Annotated in this window: 9 protein-coding genes and 1 pseudogene; 4 read left to right on the top strand and 6 right to left on the bottom strand. The window is 68.4% G+C overall.

Annotated features, from left to right (window positions below; genetic code table 11):
* Positions 1-97 precede the first annotated feature (97 nt).
* From WBG99_RS26010 to WBG99_RS26000, 3 genes are all read right to left on the bottom strand, one after another.
* Positions 98-1,048: a hypothetical protein gene (locus WBG99_RS26010; RefSeq protein ID WP_338898615.1), complete on the bottom strand. Its 951-nt coding sequence runs from the start codon at positions 1,046-1,048 to the stop codon at positions 98-100.
* Positions 1,049-1,119: 71 nt separating this feature from the next.
* Positions 1,120-2,298: a DUF3696 domain-containing protein gene (locus WBG99_RS26005; RefSeq protein WP_338898614.1), complete on the bottom strand. Its 1,179-nt coding sequence runs from the start codon at positions 2,296-2,298 to the stop codon at positions 1,120-1,122.
* Positions 2,291-3,598, bottom strand: a complete 1,308-nt coding sequence (locus tag WBG99_RS26000) for a DUF262 domain-containing protein (protein WP_338898613.1) — start codon at positions 3,596-3,598, stop codon at positions 2,291-2,293. Before WBG99_RS26000 ends, WBG99_RS26005 begins: the two co-directional genes overlap by 8 nt.
* 234 nt (positions 3,599-3,832) lie before the next feature.
* Between WBG99_RS26000 and WBG99_RS25995 the strand changes: the two genes are divergently transcribed.
* Both WBG99_RS25995 and WBG99_RS25990 read left to right on the top strand, forming a co-directional pair.
* A complete protein-coding gene (locus WBG99_RS25995; protein WP_338898612.1) occupies positions 3,833-4,666 on the top strand; it encodes a phosphotransferase in 834 nt (277 codons plus the stop codon).
* A complete protein-coding gene (locus WBG99_RS25990; protein WP_338898611.1) occupies positions 4,635-6,140 on the top strand; it encodes a hypothetical protein in 1,506 nt (501 codons plus the stop codon). The genes WBG99_RS25995 and WBG99_RS25990 overlap by 32 nt, the downstream gene beginning before the upstream one ends.
* 126 nt (positions 6,141-6,266) lie before the next feature.
* Here the strand turns inward: WBG99_RS25990 and WBG99_RS25985 are convergent, their stop codons facing one another.
* Positions 6,267-6,725, bottom strand: a complete 459-nt coding sequence (locus WBG99_RS25985) for an ATP-binding protein (protein WP_338898610.1) — start codon at positions 6,723-6,725, stop codon at positions 6,267-6,269.
* A gap of 159 nt (positions 6,726-6,884) precedes the next feature.
* On the opposite strand from WBG99_RS25985, the gene WBG99_RS25980 reads away from it, so the two are divergent.
* Together WBG99_RS25980 and WBG99_RS25975 are read left to right on the top strand one after the other, a co-directional pair.
* A complete protein-coding gene (locus WBG99_RS25980) occupies positions 6,885-7,736 on the top strand; it encodes a helix-turn-helix transcriptional regulator (RefSeq protein ID WP_338898609.1) in 852 nt (283 codons plus the stop codon).
* Positions 7,733-7,977: pseudogene (locus WBG99_RS25975) on the top strand (DUF397 domain-containing protein). The gene WBG99_RS25980 and the pseudogene WBG99_RS25975 overlap by 4 nt, the downstream one beginning before the upstream one ends.
* 803 nt (positions 7,978-8,780) lie before the next feature.
* Here WBG99_RS25975 and WBG99_RS25970 read toward each other — a convergent pair.
* Together WBG99_RS25970 and WBG99_RS25965 are read right to left on the bottom strand one after the other, a co-directional pair.
* A complete protein-coding gene (locus WBG99_RS25970) occupies positions 8,781-14,390 on the bottom strand; it encodes a DNA methyltransferase (RefSeq protein WP_338898608.1) in 5,610 nt (1,869 codons plus the stop codon).
* Positions 14,387-17,407: an SNF2-related protein gene (locus WBG99_RS25965; RefSeq protein ID WP_338898607.1), complete on the bottom strand. Its 3,021-nt coding sequence runs from the start codon at positions 17,405-17,407 to the stop codon at positions 14,387-14,389. Before WBG99_RS25965 ends, WBG99_RS25970 begins: the two co-directional genes overlap by 4 nt.
* Between the last annotated feature and the right edge of the window lie 193 nt (positions 17,408-17,600).

The following is a 17,600-nucleotide window of genomic DNA, read 5'->3' as shown; positions in this document are numbered from 1 at the left end:
TTCCGTCTGCTTCTTCCTCGCACCAAAGGTAGTCGGCGGGGCTGGCACTCCGGTCCCTCCGGGAGGGCCACGACCAGCGTCGACGGCTCTCCTGGGGTCAGATGCCGATCTTGAGGCCGACGTGGGCGACGTGCAGCGTCTTCGGCTCGGCCACGACACGGAAGTACACGCGCCCCGGCCCGGGAGTGAAACGGGCATGCGTGTCGAAGTGTCGCGACCTGCCGTCGAAGTCCTCGAACACGCACAGCTTCCTGCGGTTCTGGCCTTCCGGCGTGATCTTCGACCGCCACTGCGGACCGTCGGGCTCGGTCGCCGGATTCCAGGCGGCCACCGTCTGGTCCAGCTCGGCCAGCCGGATGCCGAGCGGCCTCACCCATGCCTCACGCAGCTGCCGCAGATCCGCCTCGACCCTGGGCAGGAACCGAAGGTGCGGGAAGAGGGACGCCCGCCCCTCCCACAACTCCTCGCCCCGCCGTACGGCGTTCAGCCCACCCCTGCGGACCGCCTCTACGCCGTCCTTGATCCAGGCCCGGTGCGCTTCGAAGTGATCCTGCTCCGCCATGTGCCGGACGGAGACCTCGCTGGTCTCGGACTCGTCCGACTCCCCGTCGTCGTTCTCCACCAACTGCTCGCGCTCCAGCGTCAGTTGGTGCTCACTCCAGCACGCGTCCACCAATAAGGAGACGCCGAGCCCGTCCATCAGGTGGGCCGCGCCGAGCCCGTCGACCGTCTCGCCCCGGTGGCGGTACTCGACGTCGAAGTAGCTCTCCCCCTCCGGGAAGACGGTCCGGTACGGCCACTTGCTCTGCATCAGGAGCAGCCGCTGCCACAGTTCCTTGTTGCGCGGCGCCCCGTGCCACTTGCCGATCGGATGACCGTCGGCGATCTGGAGCCCGGTGATGGGCTCCCGGCTGACCAGCACCGTGCCGGGTCGGTCGGCCAGCAACACCGCGAGCACCGCCTCGGCGAGCCCGGTCATGGCACGCTCGGCGCGCGCCGGGTCGCATCCGGTTCCGCAGGATCTCTCGTTCAGGAACAGCAGCGGCACATCTCCCCCTCGTGATGGCGTACGCGCGCTTTCGTGGCCGGTGGGATCCCGGCGGTCCGGTGACCGGACGGTCAGCTGAGCAGCTGGTCGAGCGTGTTCTCCAGCTCGTCGAAGAACCCTTCGGGCCACTGGTCGAGCCGGCCGTCCCGGTCGATGCTCGGGCTGACGACGTCGACGCCCTCACCGTCGCCCCGGAAGTAGTGCAGGACGGCCTGCTCAGGGGCGAGCACCCCTCGCTTCACCGCGAGGCGAACACCGTTCAGCACATGGTCGCTGTGTGTCTCGACGACGAGCTGCGCGCCCTGTGCCGCGGCAGCGGCGGCGAGCCCCGCCATGCGGGTCTGCCCCTGCGGGTGCAGATGCGCCTCGGGGTTCTCCAGGAGGACGAGCGAGCCGGGCCGCGCGGTCAGGCAGGCCACGACGATCGGCAGGGCGTACGTCAGCCCGAAACCGACGTTGGTCGGGCGCCGGCGCGTACCGTTCGGGCCCGAGAAGCCGTACGACAGCCGCACCACGTCCGTGCCGTCGATGGCGGCGGCCTGGATGTCCACCCCCGGGCACAGCTCCCCCACCCAGGCGGCGGCCTGCGCGAGCAGCCCCTTCGCGGCGGTGCTCCGGTGCCGCAGCGGCCCCTCGGGGACCTCGTCGGTGGCGTGGTGGCGAAGGAAGTTGACGGTGTGTTCGCCGCGTACGCCGAGGAAGCCGCGGCCGATGGCCGTGTGGTGGTCGCGCGGGTAGAACTCGGCCGGGGAGATCCGGTCGGCGTGCAGGTACTGGAAGCCCGCGGTGAAGTAGCCGGGGATGACGGCGGCGTCTCCGACCGGCGGAGTGGCACCCTCGCTGGTGAGCGGCAGGTCGACGGCGCTCAGCGGCAGCAGGTTCTGTTCGGGCTCGTAGGCGACGGTCCAGGAGTAGCGGTACGCGCCCTCGTTCACGGCGAGCGTGATCTCCGGCTCGTCCTCGGTGAAGTTCTCGTGCAGGACGTCCCGGCCGGTGCCGAGGCCGACGAGTTCGCCGTTGAGCAGGAAGCCGTTGCCGGGGACGGTCCCGATCTTCAGCTGTCCCTCGCGGGCCGCCTCGCCCGCCCGGTCGAGATCCCCCGCCGTGTACGACTGGTGCAGCATGGCTAACGCCTGCAGGACGCTGCTCTTGCCGGAGGAGTTCAGACCGGTCAGCAGAGTGAGCGGCCCCAACTCCAGGTCCGCGTGCTGGAACGCCTTGAAGTTCGTCAGCGTCAGCCGGTCAATCACCGCTCGCCACCCCCGAGAAGAGCTCGTTCAGCATGCCGAACCGGGTCCGCACCTTCTTCGGGTCGCCGGTGGCGACGGAGATGGCGCGGTCGAAGTCCCAGTCCTTCATCAGCTCGAAGAACCCTTCGAGCACCCTGTCACGGGACGTTACCAAAGCCTCACGCCTGTGATCGTCCAGGATGGCGAGATTGACCGCGACAGCCTCGAACAGGGCTTTGTTGATGGGCGACTTGCCCTTGCCGCCACGCCATTTCCGGAACGCGTGATCACCGAACAGTTCGGTGGCGCACCACATGGCCTTCTTGAACTCCACTGCCAGGTCGTAGCGCCGGCCGAGGCTGAGCCGGTTGACGCGGTGCATGGAGTCGACGAGGAACTGGTCGAAGTCCCGTTCCCTGTGCTCGGACGGGTCGGTCAGCCGGAACGCCATGAAGCGCAGGACCATCTCGCGGTCGGCCATCCGCTCGTTCGACACGCTCTCGCCGGTGGCGGTGATGAACGCGGGGTCCTCCGCCAGGTCGGCCAGGTACGTCCTGGCGGGCCCCTTGATCATTGCGTGCCGGATCTCCTGCGGCTTCAGGGGCATACCGCCGGTGTTGATCCGGGAGAAGACGTTGAACTTGACGGTCTCCGGAGTCCCCTGCTGGATGATGTGCACCACGAGCTGGGTCTCGCGCAGCCGGATCTTCAGCCGTCCGGACAGTTCCTCGTATCCGCAGCCGTGGTACTGGTGGAGGTAGTCGAGCCCGCGCAGGGTCAGCGGACGCATCCCGAGAGCCCCGGGGGCCATGAAGCGGGCGATCGCGGTGAGCCGCTGGATGCCGTCCACGACCGCCCAGTTGTCGTCGGCGTCCTGCGCCATGTGGAACGACGAGATGGGGATGCGCAGGAGCAGCGACTCGATGAGGCGGCTCTGGTCGACGTCGCTCCAGATTCCGGCGCGGCGCTGGAAGTCGGGAGCGAGATCGATCATCTCCTCCCGCATCCGGGACAGCAGCAGGTCGACGGTGGTCGCCTGCGTCTCGATCTTGATGCTCTCGGGTCGGAAGGGAGCGGAGATCGCGTCGGGTCCGTCGTCCTGGTCCCCGTCTTCGGAGTCGGCCTCGTCGGCGGGCTCCTCCAGCTCGACTCCGGTCGGCCGCCCGTCGTCACCGACCTCGACAGGGGCGAACAGCGACGGGAAGAGCCCGGACAGCTCCGGGTCGTCACTCTCGTCGAGCGGCAGATACCGCTGGAACCTGCTGGGGCGCTCGCCCCCGCCGGTCCGCCGCCTGCTGCCGCTGTCCTCCAGGCCCGCCATGTCTCCGCGTCGCCGCCCCTCATCCGTGACCTCGCAACTCCTCCGGTCACCCTATAGACGGCGTACGCGCCCGTCAGCGCGGCAGGTCCAGCTCGGCGCGTACGGTCTTGCCGACCGGTACGCGGCGCTGTCTTGACAGTTGATCAGCCACCTCGGGAGGCTGGCCGGGATGGACTCCCACCAAGCCCGTGAAGGGTTAACCGAGGACAACGCGCGGCGGGCCATGCTTGCCGCGTGCAACTCTGCCGGACTGCCCCAGTTCCCGGACGCGGATCTCCTGCGGCTCGGAGAGAACGCCTTGTTCGCTCTCCCCGAGGTCGGCGTCGTTGTCAGGGTCGCCCGCTCGACGGAGATGGCCGACAAAGTAGCCAAGGAACTGGCTGTAGCCCACTGGCTCGCAGGGCACGCATTCCCGTCCGTGCACCCGACGGGAGCCCCACAGCCCATCGAGGCCGACGGCCGACTGGTGACGTTCTGGGAATACGTGCCGGACAGCTCTCCCCCGCCTCCTTCACTGTTCTGGCCGCACTTCTCCGCGACCTGCACGCCCTGCCGGATCCAGGTTTCCCGCTGCCCGTCCTTGATCCGTTCCCCATCATGCGCCGTCGTCTTGAGGTCGTCTCCGGGATCAGACGCGAGGACGTCCGCTTCCTCGCCGAAGCCTGCGACAACGCGGAAGACGACTTCCGCGCCCTTGTCGACTCCTCACCCCGACACTTGGTGCACGGCGACGCCCATCGCGGCAACGTTTTGTGCGACGGCGACCGCGCCCTGCTCATCGACTACGAGGCGGTGGCGATCGGTCCACGGGCCTGGGACCTGGTCCCCACCGCCATGGCCGTGGACCGGTTCGGCCTGCCACCAGACGACTATGCGGACTTCGTCCACACCTACGGCACCGATGTCACCGAGTGGCACGGCTATCCGGTGCTCCGCACGACGCGGGAACTGGGTATGACGACCTGGCTCATGCAGAACGCCCAGTCCGGTCCGGCGGCGGACGAGTTCGCGGTGCGTATGGAGTCTCTGCGAAAGGGTGACCTTGAACGGCGCTGGCACGCGCTCTAATGGCTCGGGCGGCGACCTCTTCGCCCCTTATGCCTCCCGACCTCATCTCCGTATCACGACGGTCTACTCGACGTCCTGGGTCTGCGACCCGGCCCGGCTGCCTCCGAATGGCCACGCTCCGACGGACGCGCTCGCCTTCGGGCGTCTGGCACCGTTCTACGAGATGGCCGGAAATCAGTTACCAAGGGTTCTTCGGAAGGAATCCCTCGACTGCGCGTCTCTCGTATGCCAACGCTGGCAACCAGGCGCACCCACGGCCGCCACGCTCTGGCATTTCCTGCATCCTTCGGGCCAGGTTCTGGTCGCCCTGACGATGGACGTCCCGCTGAGCCTCGTCGAATCCGTTCCGCTGATGGAAGATCTCTACTACGCGAGTATCCAATGCTCGGGCGTGCCACTGGAGCGGCTCGCGGGTGAGCGCGTCGGCTACCGCCCGGAGCGTACGGAGGGGCGAACCCCCGGCTTTCTCCCCGAGCGGCACCAGCTGGTCTTCCGCAGCGTCGCGTCCCCAGAGGACGCCCCTGACGACGACACCATCCAGCGGGTCATCTACCGTTCCGACCTCCCGTACCGACCGGAGCACAGCTCCATCACCTATCCGGCCGAACTCAACAGACGGCCCACAACCGTGGGTGCTCTCGGGCCGTACGCGAGCCTCATCTGCGGCCATCAGGACTACATAGAGAACTGCGCCCTGCTCTCCGCCGTGCAGACCGTGGGATCAGCAGCACGTCTGCGGGAGATCCGAGAAGTCGCCTACGCCTACGGGCACCGTTTCCGAGCCCGGTCCGACGACGAACGCGACATGCACCGCCGCCGCACCATGCTGGAGTCCATCTCCGAAGGACTGAGCCACCTCGAACTGGAGCTCAGTTACAGCGTGGAGGCCGGCGGCGACATCGGAACTCTCGTTCCGGCGCTACGAGTGGAGAGTTTCCACAACGCCCTCTACGCCGCGATGGGGCTCACCGAGCGCTCCACCACCATCGGACAGATGCTGAGCCGACTGAGCAACGCCATCGCCGCCGAACTGACCTCGGTCGAGAGCACCGAGCAGCGAGCCGGTGACCGCCGTCGGATTCGGACGGTCGTGGCGGTCACCTTCGTCACCACGGTCACCGGTACCCTCAGCCTGCTCTTCGGCTTCTTCGGCATCAACGCTCGACAGGTGGACGAACACCGGTCGATGTTCGACGACAGCTACACGCCGATCTACGCGCTCATCGCCCTCATACTGGCCTGCGCCATGGGGATCTTCGGCGGGATGCGACTGCACGAACGCTGGACTGAACGGCGCGAGCGCAGCCGTATCCGCACCTGGGAGACCATCCACGGTCTTCTGGCCCGCGAGTTCGGCGCCGTCATTCTCGACCCGGCTCGCATGGCGACTTCTCCGCCAACCCCAACGGTCCCCGGCACCAGGACCCGCCCGCCGGATGAGGAACCACAGCCTTCCGGCACTCCCACTCGGTAGTTCACCACTTCTTGCGGCGTCCGGACCTGTCCGGGCGCCGCAAGTGGACCGCTCGCGTGGGGCGCCCGCGCAGCGGACGACCCGGCTGAGCTGGTCTTCGACCACCGTGGACGACGGGCGAACACGTCAGTGCGGCAGGTCCACTTCGACGCGGACGGTCTTGCCGACCGGTACGCGGTCCAGGACGGCCCAGCGGTCGGCCAGCTCCGCGACGAGCAGCAACCCTCGCCCGTCCTCGGAACCTGCCTCCGGGACGGTGATCTCGTCGGGCCGGAGAGGCCTGCGCTCACCGCGCGCGTCGGAGACGTCGACGCGCAGGGTGCGCGCGTACGCGTACGTGTCGAGACTGAGCCGGAGTTCGAAGTCCCAGCCCGGTACGCGCCCGTGCGTGACGGCGTTGCTGGCGAGTTCGGCTACGAGGAGGGCGGCGGTGTCGGAGGTGCCCGAGCCGTACGGGATGCCCCAGTCGTGCAGCCGGTGCACCGCGAGGTGGCGGGCCAGGCGGGCGCCCAGCGGGGTGGAGCTGAATCGTTGAGCGAACACACGTACGGTAACGGGGCTTTGGAGAGTGGAGATGGGCCTCATGGCCCCAATCTGACGTGGTCAGGGGTCTGTTCACCAGGTCAGCGACCCGTACGCCGTGTCAGCGTACGGGTACGCAGGGTGGACAGTATGGGTAACTGAACGTGACCATGGTCGCGTTGGGCGCGAGCAGCGGGGCGGACGTGTGGGAGGTGTCCTGGCATGGCGGACGGTACGGGTGGGACGGGGGCCGGTTCGGGCGGCGGCGAGCCCGAGGTGTCGGACAGTCTCAGGACGTTCGGCGAGGTCGTCAAGGGGTTCCGTAAGCGGGCGGGCGTGACGCAGGAGGAGTTCGCGCTGAGGGTGCAGTACTCGGTGCCGACGGTCGCCTCCATCGAACAGGGCCGCCGCTTCCCGCCTGCGGCATTCGTGGACAGGGCGGAGGAGATCCTGGACGCGTTCGGCATCCTGCGGGCCGCGTCACGGCGTCTGTCACGTCAGCCGGGGCTGGCGAGTTGGTTCAGGCAGTGGGCTCGGCTGGAGGCGGAGGCGATCACTTTGTGGACGTACGAATGCCGAGTGATCCCGGGCCTGTTGCAGACGGAGGCGTACGCGCGCTCGGTGACCGAGAGCGTCCCTCCGGTCAAGGACGAGGAGCAGGTCGACCGGCAAGTGGCTTCCCGGCTGGAGCGCCAGGAACTGTTCCGGCGCAGGCCGCCGATCGCATTCAGCTTCATCGTCGAGCAGGCACTCATCGAGCGTGGTACGGGTGGCGTGGAGGCGACTCGGAATCTGATCGACCATCTGCTGGAGCGGGCGGCCGAGTTCAACGTCGAGCTTCAGATCATGCCGCTGCGGCAGCCGGATCATGCGGGGTTCGACGGGCCCATGCAGCTTCTGGAAACTTCCGACAATAAGTGGCTCGGCTATGCCGAAGGCCAGCGCGGCGGGATGTTGGTCTCCGACTCCAAGGAGGTCAGCATCATGCTCCAGCGGTATGCCAGGATGCGCTCACAGGCTCTGCCCCCTGAGGACTCCCGGAGCCTGCTGAAGCGATTGCGAGGAGCGCTATGAGCACGTACGAACTGGCCTGGTTCAAGAGCAGCTACAGCGGCTCCGACGGCGACAGCTGCGTCGAGGTGGCCCTCTGCTGGCACAAGTCCAGCCACAGCAGCGACTTCGAGGACGCCTGCGTCGAGGTGGCGTCCTGCCCCGATACCGTCCATGTCCGGGACTCCAAGGTGCGGGGGGACCGCAACTCGCCCTCACCTCGGCAACCTGGACTGCCTTCCTCGCGCACGCTGCCCGGGCCTGACCCCTCCGTTCCTTCAGTGCGCGCCGTACCGCGCCCGCACCGAGACCACGAGCCAGGCGCGGGCGCGGGCGCGGTACGTATCAAGCGTCAGTTGAGAATCTCCTTCACCTGCCGCCCATCCTCAGTCCTCCAAAACGTCAGACCGTTCTGCTCTGAATGCCGACGGCCAGGATTGAGTGCACCCACAACGGACTTCGCCGCTCCGCTCGGGGACCCGAACCAACTGCCAGCGAGCGAACCAGAGGTCACCTGAACCCTACGACTCGTCTTATCCAGGACCCCAGATACTCGTTCGCCTTTGTACGTAGCGAAAACGGCGACTTCTCCGGGCAGCAGACTTCGCGTCCCCTCCACCCCCTGAGCGCTCCCAACCCCTCTTTCCAGAAGCCAATCGATCACCTCGCCTGCGGAGCAGCCACGAATGGCCGCCATCGAACGCAAGGTACGCCCCGTACCTATGGACACCTGGACAGTCTCGGTCACCACGAACCCTCCCCATTCCGACCTCGTCCAAGACTGAACGAGGGCAGACAAGGCCATGCGACCTCGTCTGCCCTCGTAAGACTGATGGTGGACCGCCAGCAGGTCAAGAGATGCAGATCAATCCACACATCCGGAGTGAATTGATCCACTTCGCAGCACTGATTCCCTGAGGGTTGAGACCTCGCCAGCAGAGGTGTCAGCGGATCTCGACCGCCTGCCCACAAATGCGCGAGCCAATCCGCGTCAGGATTGACGGGAGGGGCTTGCCCCCTCACAGCGTGCGCTCAAGGGCCTCATGACAGCGACACCCCTGTGCCAGATCACCCTGACGCACTGTCGGACACCCGTTCACCCTTGTTCGTTGCCCCTGGAAGACGGTCAGCGAAGTACGCATGTGCTGCACGCATTTCCTGCTCACGATTCGCCTTAAAGAAAGGCGCTGCGTAACCCGCAGGGGGCTCAGGCCGCTCACCCTTCTCGTAAGTAAGGAACTGCTCGTAGTCCTCTTTAGTTTGTCCGTGGCCATAGGTGTAGCGATCACCGGCGACCTTACGTTCGTTCGCGTCGAACCAAGTGGAGGCATCGAAGTCTTGCATGATCGGAAAGCGTGACTTGTACATTGCTACCAGCGCGTCAGCACTCACCCCAAGCCAGACTGCAACAATGGCGTCAATCTCAACAAGTGCCGCCCTCCGGGCTCTCTCGCTGCGCAACGGAGTACCACGCTGCCAGGCTGGGCCCACGTCGTGGAGTGCCTGCATGCCCGACCAGCCCACCGCCCACGGCTCGTATCCAGGCCACGAGGGATCGTATAGCTCGGCCCATAGGTCCGAGTAAGCAGAGGTAAGACAGTTAAGTCGTAGCGTTCGCAGAAGTAGCGCAGAAGCTAGCGGATGCCCTTCTGACGGAACTGGAAGTCGCCGAGCCGACGCTGCATCAAGATGCCTAACACGCGTCGTCCGCAAGAGATAGTCAATAGGAATTCCTGACCAAAAGCCCGCTGTCAGCGCAGTATTCCGATTGTCCACCAGTGCCGCACTCCGCACAGCGTGGATGTGAGCAGGTCCGGGGGGCGCCAATACGACATACAGGCTACGCTCAGTATCGGGGGCGATAAATTCCCGCCACATCACCCGATAGAACTCCGTATAAGGCCGCCGCAATTGCCTCACCAGCTGCCCCTCGACTTCCTCCTCCGTAACCTTCTCCGGCGCAATCTCCCGACCCTTGGCGACAGCGATCCGCGTCTTCGCCACCTCGCGCGCCGAAGCCTTCAGCTGGTCCAAGGTCCGGCCGTCGCTCCACTTGTCCTGCGCCGCGCGGTAGACGGCCTTCTCCGCCACGTACACGTATTCGGACTCTGGCACGGCGTCATCAGCGAGCGTCATCGGGTTGAGACCCAGGACCTCGCCCCCGCCCTGGCTCGGCTGCTTGAACATCGGGTTTGCCAGGCCGAGTTGAGGCCCCTTGAGGATCACCTCGGACCAATCGGCTGGACTATGAACCAAGCCGCGCTCGTCTGGCCTGTTGTAGCCAATGAGGCCATCGTCCTTGGCGATCTTCTCGTTGTAGCCGCTGCTGATCTGTGGAGAGTAGGCATCCAGCCGAACCGGATAGTCCGCTAGGGCGTTGATTGCCTGAGCTTCTGCCGTGCTCACGGGTGACAACAGCCGGGCCTGCCGGACAGGTTGATCCTCCTCACCCGTCAGGCGCTGCCACCGGGCAAGAGTCTCTTCGTCCACCCGCACGATGCGCTTTTGATGAGGCCGTTCGTCCCACGTGCTGCCGTACCGAACTCCTGGATCCGGCGCTGTGCCGTCGTCGTGCTCCGAATTGCGTAGGGCATCCACAGAAAACAACCAAGACAGGTGGTCGAAGCCGATCTCGCCGGGCTGTCCGTAGATGTGCACCCCGAAGTGACTGGATCGCCCAACCGGCGGCGGGAAGAACCGGTTGCCCGCATTGACGAAGTCTCCATGAATCAGAAGCCGTTCGTAGGCCGCCTCCCTCAGTCGCGCTTCCTTGTCACCGCTGAAGTGCGAGTCAGGGTGGACGAGGCCCACCGTTCCCCTGCCAGCCGTGTGAGCCCATGTGGCGCACATGAACGCCCGGTAGAGGTCCGGTCTCGTACCCGCGATCAGCGAATACGTCACCGAGTTGCTCAGGTACATGGCCGTGCCACTTGTGGCGACCAAGTCGTGCAAGTAGGACGTTCGCTGGCCGGGATCTGACAGTACGTCGGCCTTCCGCTCGCGCCACGTCGTCGCCGACGGCTTCTCCGAGAGCTGGAACCAGGGCTCGAACTCGGCGAGCACCACGCCCTCGTTCCAGTCCGGCCTGACCCAAGGCGGATTCCCCACCTGAAGGTCGAACCCCCCACCAGACCCCCGAAAAACATGCGCGAAGTGCAGCTCCCAGTGGAAGAACCCGTGCCCGTCCTCCGCCTTTATGTCCTTCTCGGTCGTGCCCGCGATGTCCTCCACCACGTGGAGCCACGGGAACCGCGACCGGAGGTTGAACGCGCGGTCCATGCCCAGCGCGCCGTCCATGTCGCGCTCGAAGTCCTCCAGGATGGGCAGCGCCTCGTCCACGGGGAGGTCGTCCAGGCCGTCCAGGAAGGACCCGTCCGCGTCGTTGGTGCCGAGCGTCGTCTCCAGGAAGTCCAGCCAGTCCGCGAACGTCTTCAGCGGGATGACCTCACGCCACCTGTCCGCCCCGATCTGCGCCTCGCGCCCGCCCTTCTCACCGGCCCGGCGGGTACGGCTCTTCAGGCCCTTCCCGCCGTCGGCGGCAAGGGCGTTCACCTCACCCAACTCCCCCTGCTCGCCATCCGGATCGTCGAACAGCCCCGCCGCCTGCCAGGCGAGGTCCCCCGGTGCGGGCCCGGTCGGCACGGGGGCCTCTGCGGGAGCGGCCGGCGCCGCCCCGGCCAGCAGCGCCGCCACTTCCTCTTCGCGGACGACGCCCCCGCCCGCCGCGTAGTCCGGACTCGTACCGTCGAGGTCGGCCACCTTGTCCAGCGGCCAGAACCACAGCGCGCACCAGGCGTCCATGACGGTCTTCAGCCGCCAGTACGGTGTGCCGAGGGCGGTCAGGTCGTCGAGGACCTTCTGCTTGTCGGTCGCCTCGGCGGACGGTTCGAGCCAGTCGGCGCCCCAGACGTCGATCCGCCGGGACACCTTCCGCTCCGACAGTTCCAGGCGCTTGGCGACCAGGCTCCACAGGAACTCGGCCCGGCGGGCGACCCGTTGGACGCGCCACATCTCCGTCTTCTCCGCCGCCTTGGCCCAGCGGTCGTACCGTTTCTGCCGCTTCTCCCTCGGCTCCTCTTCCTGCTCCTCGAAGGGCTTGTATGCCTTCGGCGCCCGCTGGACGCCCCTGCGCCACTGCCCCAGCGCCTTCGCCTGATCCTCCGCGAGCTTCTTCGCCTCCGGTTCGGCTGCGACCGCGCCCCAGCCGATCGCCGGGAGGAGGAAGTGGTGAACGGAGCCCTCGGGCAACGGCCCTGCGCGGAAGGGGAGTTCGGTCGGCGGCAGCGGCGACTTCTTGGACAGCCAGTCGCCGTGCGGCAGCGCATCCGCCGCGTACACCTTCCGGCCCGCGCCGATCAGCGAGTTGCCGCGCCGCAGGTGCAGGCCGAACCAGGGGGCCCGCATGCCGGGGTGCATGGAGTTGAGCCAGAGGGACACCTCCGCCAGCTCCACGGCGGTGGCGTTCAGGTCGACGCCGTACGCGTTGTGGAGGGCGATGTACGCCTTGACCTTCTGGAGTTCGATCTGGCGCTGCTCGGCGTCGACACGGCGTGGCGCCAACTCGGTCTCGCGGCGCCGCAGGTACTCCGCCGCCACCTGGTCGATGGCCTCGTTGAGGAACGCGCCCGAGCCGAGCGCGGGCTCGCAGATCTTCCACTCCAGGAGTTCGCGCGCCGGGGTGGTGGTGCCGTCCTGGTCCAGGCGGTGCTTGAGGGCCAGTTCGACGGTGACCTCGGTGAGGGACTTCGGGGTGTAGTACGAGGCCGAGGTCTGGCGGTCGCGGCCCGCCAGGCGGTAGACGAACGAGCCCTTCGGGTGGACCACACGGATGGGCCGGCCGGTCTCCTCGTGGGCGCGCTCGACGAACACCGACTCCGGGTAGTCCTGGACCCGTGACGCCGGGATCATCCAGCTGCCGCCGGACGCGTCCCCGCCCTTGGCGACCTCGTACAGGTCCTCCTCGGCGATGAAGCCGGAGTACGACATCAACCCTTCGTAGACGGCGCCCAGTTGGTTGATGCCGAGCTGGGCGTACGAGATGAAGCCGCCGCGCTCGCGCCCCTTGCCCTTGGTGAGCATCAGGCGGCGCAGCACCTTGTGCAGTGTCTCGTTGCGCAGCCGCGTGTCCAGGAACTCGCCGCGCTTCGGGCCCCCGCTCCCGCCCTCGTCCGCACCCTCGGCTTCCCCCTCGTAGGAGGGGTTCTCGATGAGGCCCGACGAGATGAGGCGTACGGCGTCCTTCTGGAACAGCTCCGACTTCAGCGGCTCGAAGCGCAGGCCCACGTCGGCGCTGCGGGCGGCGGCGCGGCGGGCACGGTCGGCCTCGCGGATCAGGTCGGTGTACTCGGCCCGGGTGACGGCTCCGGCGGCGAGCTGTGCGGCGGCCTCCTGCTCCGCCTTCGTCGCGGCCCGGTCTGCCTCCTCGGCGATCAGGTCCTCGGGCTCGCTGCCGTACTCCCGGTGGCCCTCCTCGACCTTCCGGAAGAGGAGGTCGAGGGACTCGTACAGGTGGAAGCCGCGGCGGGAGCGCTCGCCGACCAGGTCGCGTACGACGAGGTCGCCGAGGCGCTGGAGGCCGTAGCCGCGCGCGTACTCCGGATAGTCGGCGGGCAGGATGCCGAGCGCGGGCTGGGCCTCCGCGTACAGCAGGAACAGGATGCGGTAGAGGTAGCGCAGCGACTCGCGGCTGAGTTCCTTGGCGAGGCGCGCCGGGTCGTCGAGCTGCTGCGGGGAGACGCCGTTCTCGGGCGAGCGGAGGCGGGCCAGGACCTCGTTGGCGATCCACTCGACGGACAGCCGCAGGCCCTCGCGCAGTTCGGTGGAGACGCCGACGGCGTGCTTGCCGGACTTGTCGACGAACCCGGCGAGCGGCGAGGCGCCGCCCTCCTCGGGTACGCGCAGCGAGTCCGCGCCGAACAGGGCGGCCAGAGTGTCGAGTTCGCCTCCGTTACGGTCGTCGCGGCGGTTGAGCGCGGCGTCCAGGTCGGCGGCGAGATAGCGGCCCTCGTGCCAGGCGAGCCGGTCCGCGAGGACGATGACGCCACCGGCGAGGAGAAGGACGTAACGCGGCGGCTCCTCGCCCTCGAAGAGGAAGTCGGTGACCGCCTTGGCGTCGGTGAGGCGGCCGGACGCCTCCAGTGCCACCGGGTGCAGCAGGCGGCCCGCGCCGTCCGGGTCGAGGGCGGCGTCGGGCTCGGCGGTCCAGCCGCAGGAGACCGCGATGAGGCCCGGCTCGGCGTGCGCGGCCTGGACGCTGTACTCGTGTCCGGCACGGTGGACGGTGACGGTCTGCTCGTGCGCGTCGCCGTAACCGAGAGCGCGGAGAGTGGCCAGGTGGAGGTCGGTGAGGCGCTTGGCCCAGTCGGCGGGGACGGGCGCGTCCGGTTCGGCGAGGGCGGCGGCGTCCTGCGCGAAGTCGGCCCGGCTCGCGAAGTAGGGGCCGTGCAGGGCGCGCAGGCCCTCGCGGGGCGTGCGGGCGCGGGGCGGGACGGTGGCCGGGTCGGCGCCCGCCGCCTTCGCCGCGGCCACGGCGGCGGAGTGGGCGCGGCGCGCGTCGTCCTCGGCCGTCGCCCAGCGTGCGAGGAGACCGTCCTTGGCCTTCAGGTCCTTCGGCAGGACCTCGGCGAGGTAGTGCGCCGAGAGGTAGTCGCCGTGGTTGACCAGCGAGTCGTACGTCACGTCGGTTCTCCCTCTCCGCACTCTTCGCCACCGGGTGCCTCCGGCAGCGCGCCGTCGGGCGCCGGCTTGTCCAGGACCGCCAGGACCCGCAGCAGCGGCAGGCCCGTGGTGTTCAACTGCTCCAGGAGGTGGGCCTGTTCGTCGGCGGTCTCCTCGATCTGCCGCTCCCGCCGGGCACTCGCGCCGGGCAGGGAATCCTGGCGCCACTCCTTCAGCCGGTCGCGGTACTCGGTGAGCGGGCCGCTGATCTGCTCCGCCCACTCGGCCTTGTACTTCTCCAGGTGGTCGCGTGCCGCCGCCACCACCGCCGGGACCAGCGACTGGAGGCGGGCGAGATCGCGGGGGCCGCCGGTGCGGGCGAGCGCGGGACCCACCCGGGCCGCGGCCAGGGCGTCGGTCATCGGCTCGACGGGGGCGCCGGGTTCGGAGCTGACGGCCATCCAGCGCACGACGGTGGGGCGGCCGAGGGCGTTGGAGTAGATGCCCTGGATGAGGAACGTGGGGTGGGTGACATGGGGCGAGGTGATGACGGGGGCCTCCTGCCGCCCGAACTGCACCAGGACCTTGTCGGTGAGCCACTCGACCACCGGGTGGATGTCGCTCAGGTGGGAGACCGTGGGCCACATGGAGTCCGTGGCCTCGCGGGCCTCCGTCAGCTTGTCCTGCGCCAGCTCCCGGTCGAAGGTGAGGATCATGCGCTCGGCGACGCCCTGCTCCTTGAGGTAGGACGGCGGGAGCGCCTTGAGCCGGCGCAGCAGGTCGGGCGCCTTGTCCGGGGAGAGGGAGAAGGAGGGGCGCCGCTTCGCGTCCTCGGCGTACGAGAGGCCGATGGCGTCCTCCGCCCGGTCCGCGTACAGCTCCGCGAACGCGGTGTTCACGAACGCCGCCGTGTCACCGCCGAACAGCGAGGGGACCTCCGCGCGCGGCGGCAGCTCCTCCTCGGTGATGGTGTCGACCTGTCCGAAGAGCCCGGCGAGGTCGGTGTCGTCGGCGGCGGGCGCGGAGGCGAGGAAGTCCTCGACGGTGCCGCCCTCGACCAGCTCGCGGATCAGGCGCCGCTCCTCCTCGTCGGCCCGGTAGTAGCCGGTCTCCGCCTCGGCGGTGCCGTTCAGCTTGTGGGCCTCCTCCTCGCGCGCGAGGAGCTTCTCGGCGACGGTCCGGTCGTCCTTCGCGCCAGGCTGGGAGGAGGTGAGGATCAGCGCCCGGAACTGCGGCTCGTGGCGCTGCCCGTAGCGGTCGATACGGCCGTTGCGCTGTTCGATACGGATCAGGGACCACGGGATGTCGTAGTGGATGAGCTGGTGGCACTGGCGGTGCAGGTTGACGCCCTCGGAGGCGACGTCGCCGGTGAACAGCAGCCGCACCGGATCGCCCGCGAGGCCGAACGCCTCCCGGCACAGCCGCTGCTCCTCCTCGCTCAGGCCGCCGTGCATGACCCGTACGGCCTTCACCACGCCCTTGTCGGCCTTGTCGGCGCGGAAGCCGAGCCGTGGGGGCACCACCTTCGCCAGCCACTTGAGGGTGGGCACCCGCTCGGAGAAGACGACGACGCGGGTGTCGCTGCGCGGGCCCACCCCGATCTCCCTCAACTGCTCGACCAGCGCGTCCAGTTTGGCGGAGTCGCCCTGCGCCGTGCCGTCGCCCATGGAAGCGGTGAGGGCGCGCAGGCGGGCCAGGGCGGCCTGTTCCGGGCCGATCGCCGGGTCAGGGCGCAGGCCCTTCTCCCCGGCCTTGCGCACCCGCTCCTCCAGTGCGGCGATACGGCGGGTGACCGTCTCGGCGAGAGCGACATGGGACGACAGGAACGTCTTCAGGACGTTGTACGCGAACAGCGGGTCGGTGCTCACCGAGCCGCCCGGGTCCTGGTCCGCCGTGCCGAACTCGGTGCTGCCGGACGGCGCGGGCAGCCAGTGCTCGGTCAGCTCCGCGAAGATCTTCTCCTCGGCCTCGGTGGCGGCACAGTGCAGGGACCTGGTGGGGCCCCGGTCCGCCCACTCGGTGCCGATGCCGTTGCGGACCTCGGGGCTGATCTTCGTACGGCGGATGAAGAGATGGCCGAGGTCGGCGGCCGGGTCGTAGTGGTCCGGGTCGGCGATCGCCGCCGGGTCGAGGAGGGTGATGAGATCGGCGAAGGACCGCTTGTCACCGTTGTGCGGGGTGGCGCTGGCCAGCAGCAGGGCGTCCGTGCGCGGGGCGAGGGTCTCGGCGAGGGCGCGGCGCTGACTGCCCTGGTTGATCAGGTTGTGCGACTCGTCGATGACGACGGCGTCCCACTGGATACGCTCCAGGTGGTGCCGGTACTGGCCGATGTTCTTCAGCGTGTCGACGGAGATGATGACGCGCTTGTAGTGCGTGAAGGGGTTGCGGCCGGCGGGGATCTCCCGCTGGATGCGCTGGATGCCCAGGGAGTCGAGCCGCACCAGCGGAATCGAGAAACGGGTCCACAGCTCGTGCTGGAACTGCTCCAGAACGCTCTGCGGGGTGACCACCAGGATGCGCTCGCCCCGGCCGCGCCGGATCAGCTCGGCGAGGGTCAGCCCGATCTCCAGCGTCTTGCCCAGGCCGACGACGTCGGCGATCAGGATGCGCGGACGGAGGTTGCGCATCGAGAGGGCGAGTTCCGCCGGGCGCTGCTGGTAGGGAAGCGGGTCCAGGAGGAAACGGTCGGTCAGGGCGAGACCGCGCTCGGACTGCGGCAGCGGCGTCTTGCGCAGAACCGCTTCGAGGAACAGCCGGCCCCGGCGGAAGTAGGAGGAGGTGTCGGGCACCAGAAGCGTCTTCTCCGGCTCCAGGAGCTCGACCTTGTCGATCCCGGTGAAGAAGACGGCCTCCTCGTCCCGGACGAACTCCGAGACACCGATCGCCTCGATCTGGTCACCGTCGTCCGGATGGCCGGCCCGAACAGCGGTCCTGACCAGCCACTCCTCGTCCCGTACGAGAATCTGCGCGCCGGGCGGATACCGGGTCTCCCCCTGCTGTGCCACCGGTGTCCCCTCCATCGTCCCTGCCGTCGTCATGCCGTACGCCCCGCCTTTTTACCGCCCGCCGCGCTGCGGGTCCCGCCGTCGCCGGCTGGGTCACCCGGCATGCACATGCCTTGCGCGTGCCGTCGGGCACGTGGAGAACGCGTCGCGATCAGTGCGCCGCAAGTGTTTCACGCGGTCCGCGAGGGCCGTGCCGATATGCCAGGTCACGTGCGGGACGGGCCTG

The sequence above is a fragment of the Streptomyces sp. TG1A-60 genome (genome assembly GCF_037201975.1).
GTDB lineage: Bacteria > Actinomycetota > Actinomycetes > Streptomycetales > Streptomycetaceae > Streptomyces.
Note: the sequence above shows the minus strand (reverse complement) of the source record. Positions and strands in the feature narration are given on the sequence as shown.

What these genes read in the sequence shown, in the direction of transcription:
- WBG99_RS26000 (WP_338898613.1), bottom strand. Translation starts at nt 3,598, where the DNA reads ATGGCGGGCCTGGAGGACAGCGGCAGCAGGCGGCGGACCGGCGGGGGC.
- WBG99_RS25985 (WP_338898610.1), bottom strand. Translation starts at nt 6,725, where the DNA reads ATGAGGCCCATCTCCACTCTCCAAAGCCCCGTTACCGTACGTGTGTTC.
- WBG99_RS25980 (WP_338898609.1), top strand. Translation starts at nt 6,885, where the DNA reads ATGGCGGACGGTACGGGTGGGACGGGGGCCGGTTCGGGCGGCGGCGAG.
- WBG99_RS25965 (WP_338898607.1), bottom strand. Translation starts at nt 17,407, where the DNA reads ATGACGACGGCAGGGACGATGGAGGGGACACCGGTGGCACAGCAGGGG.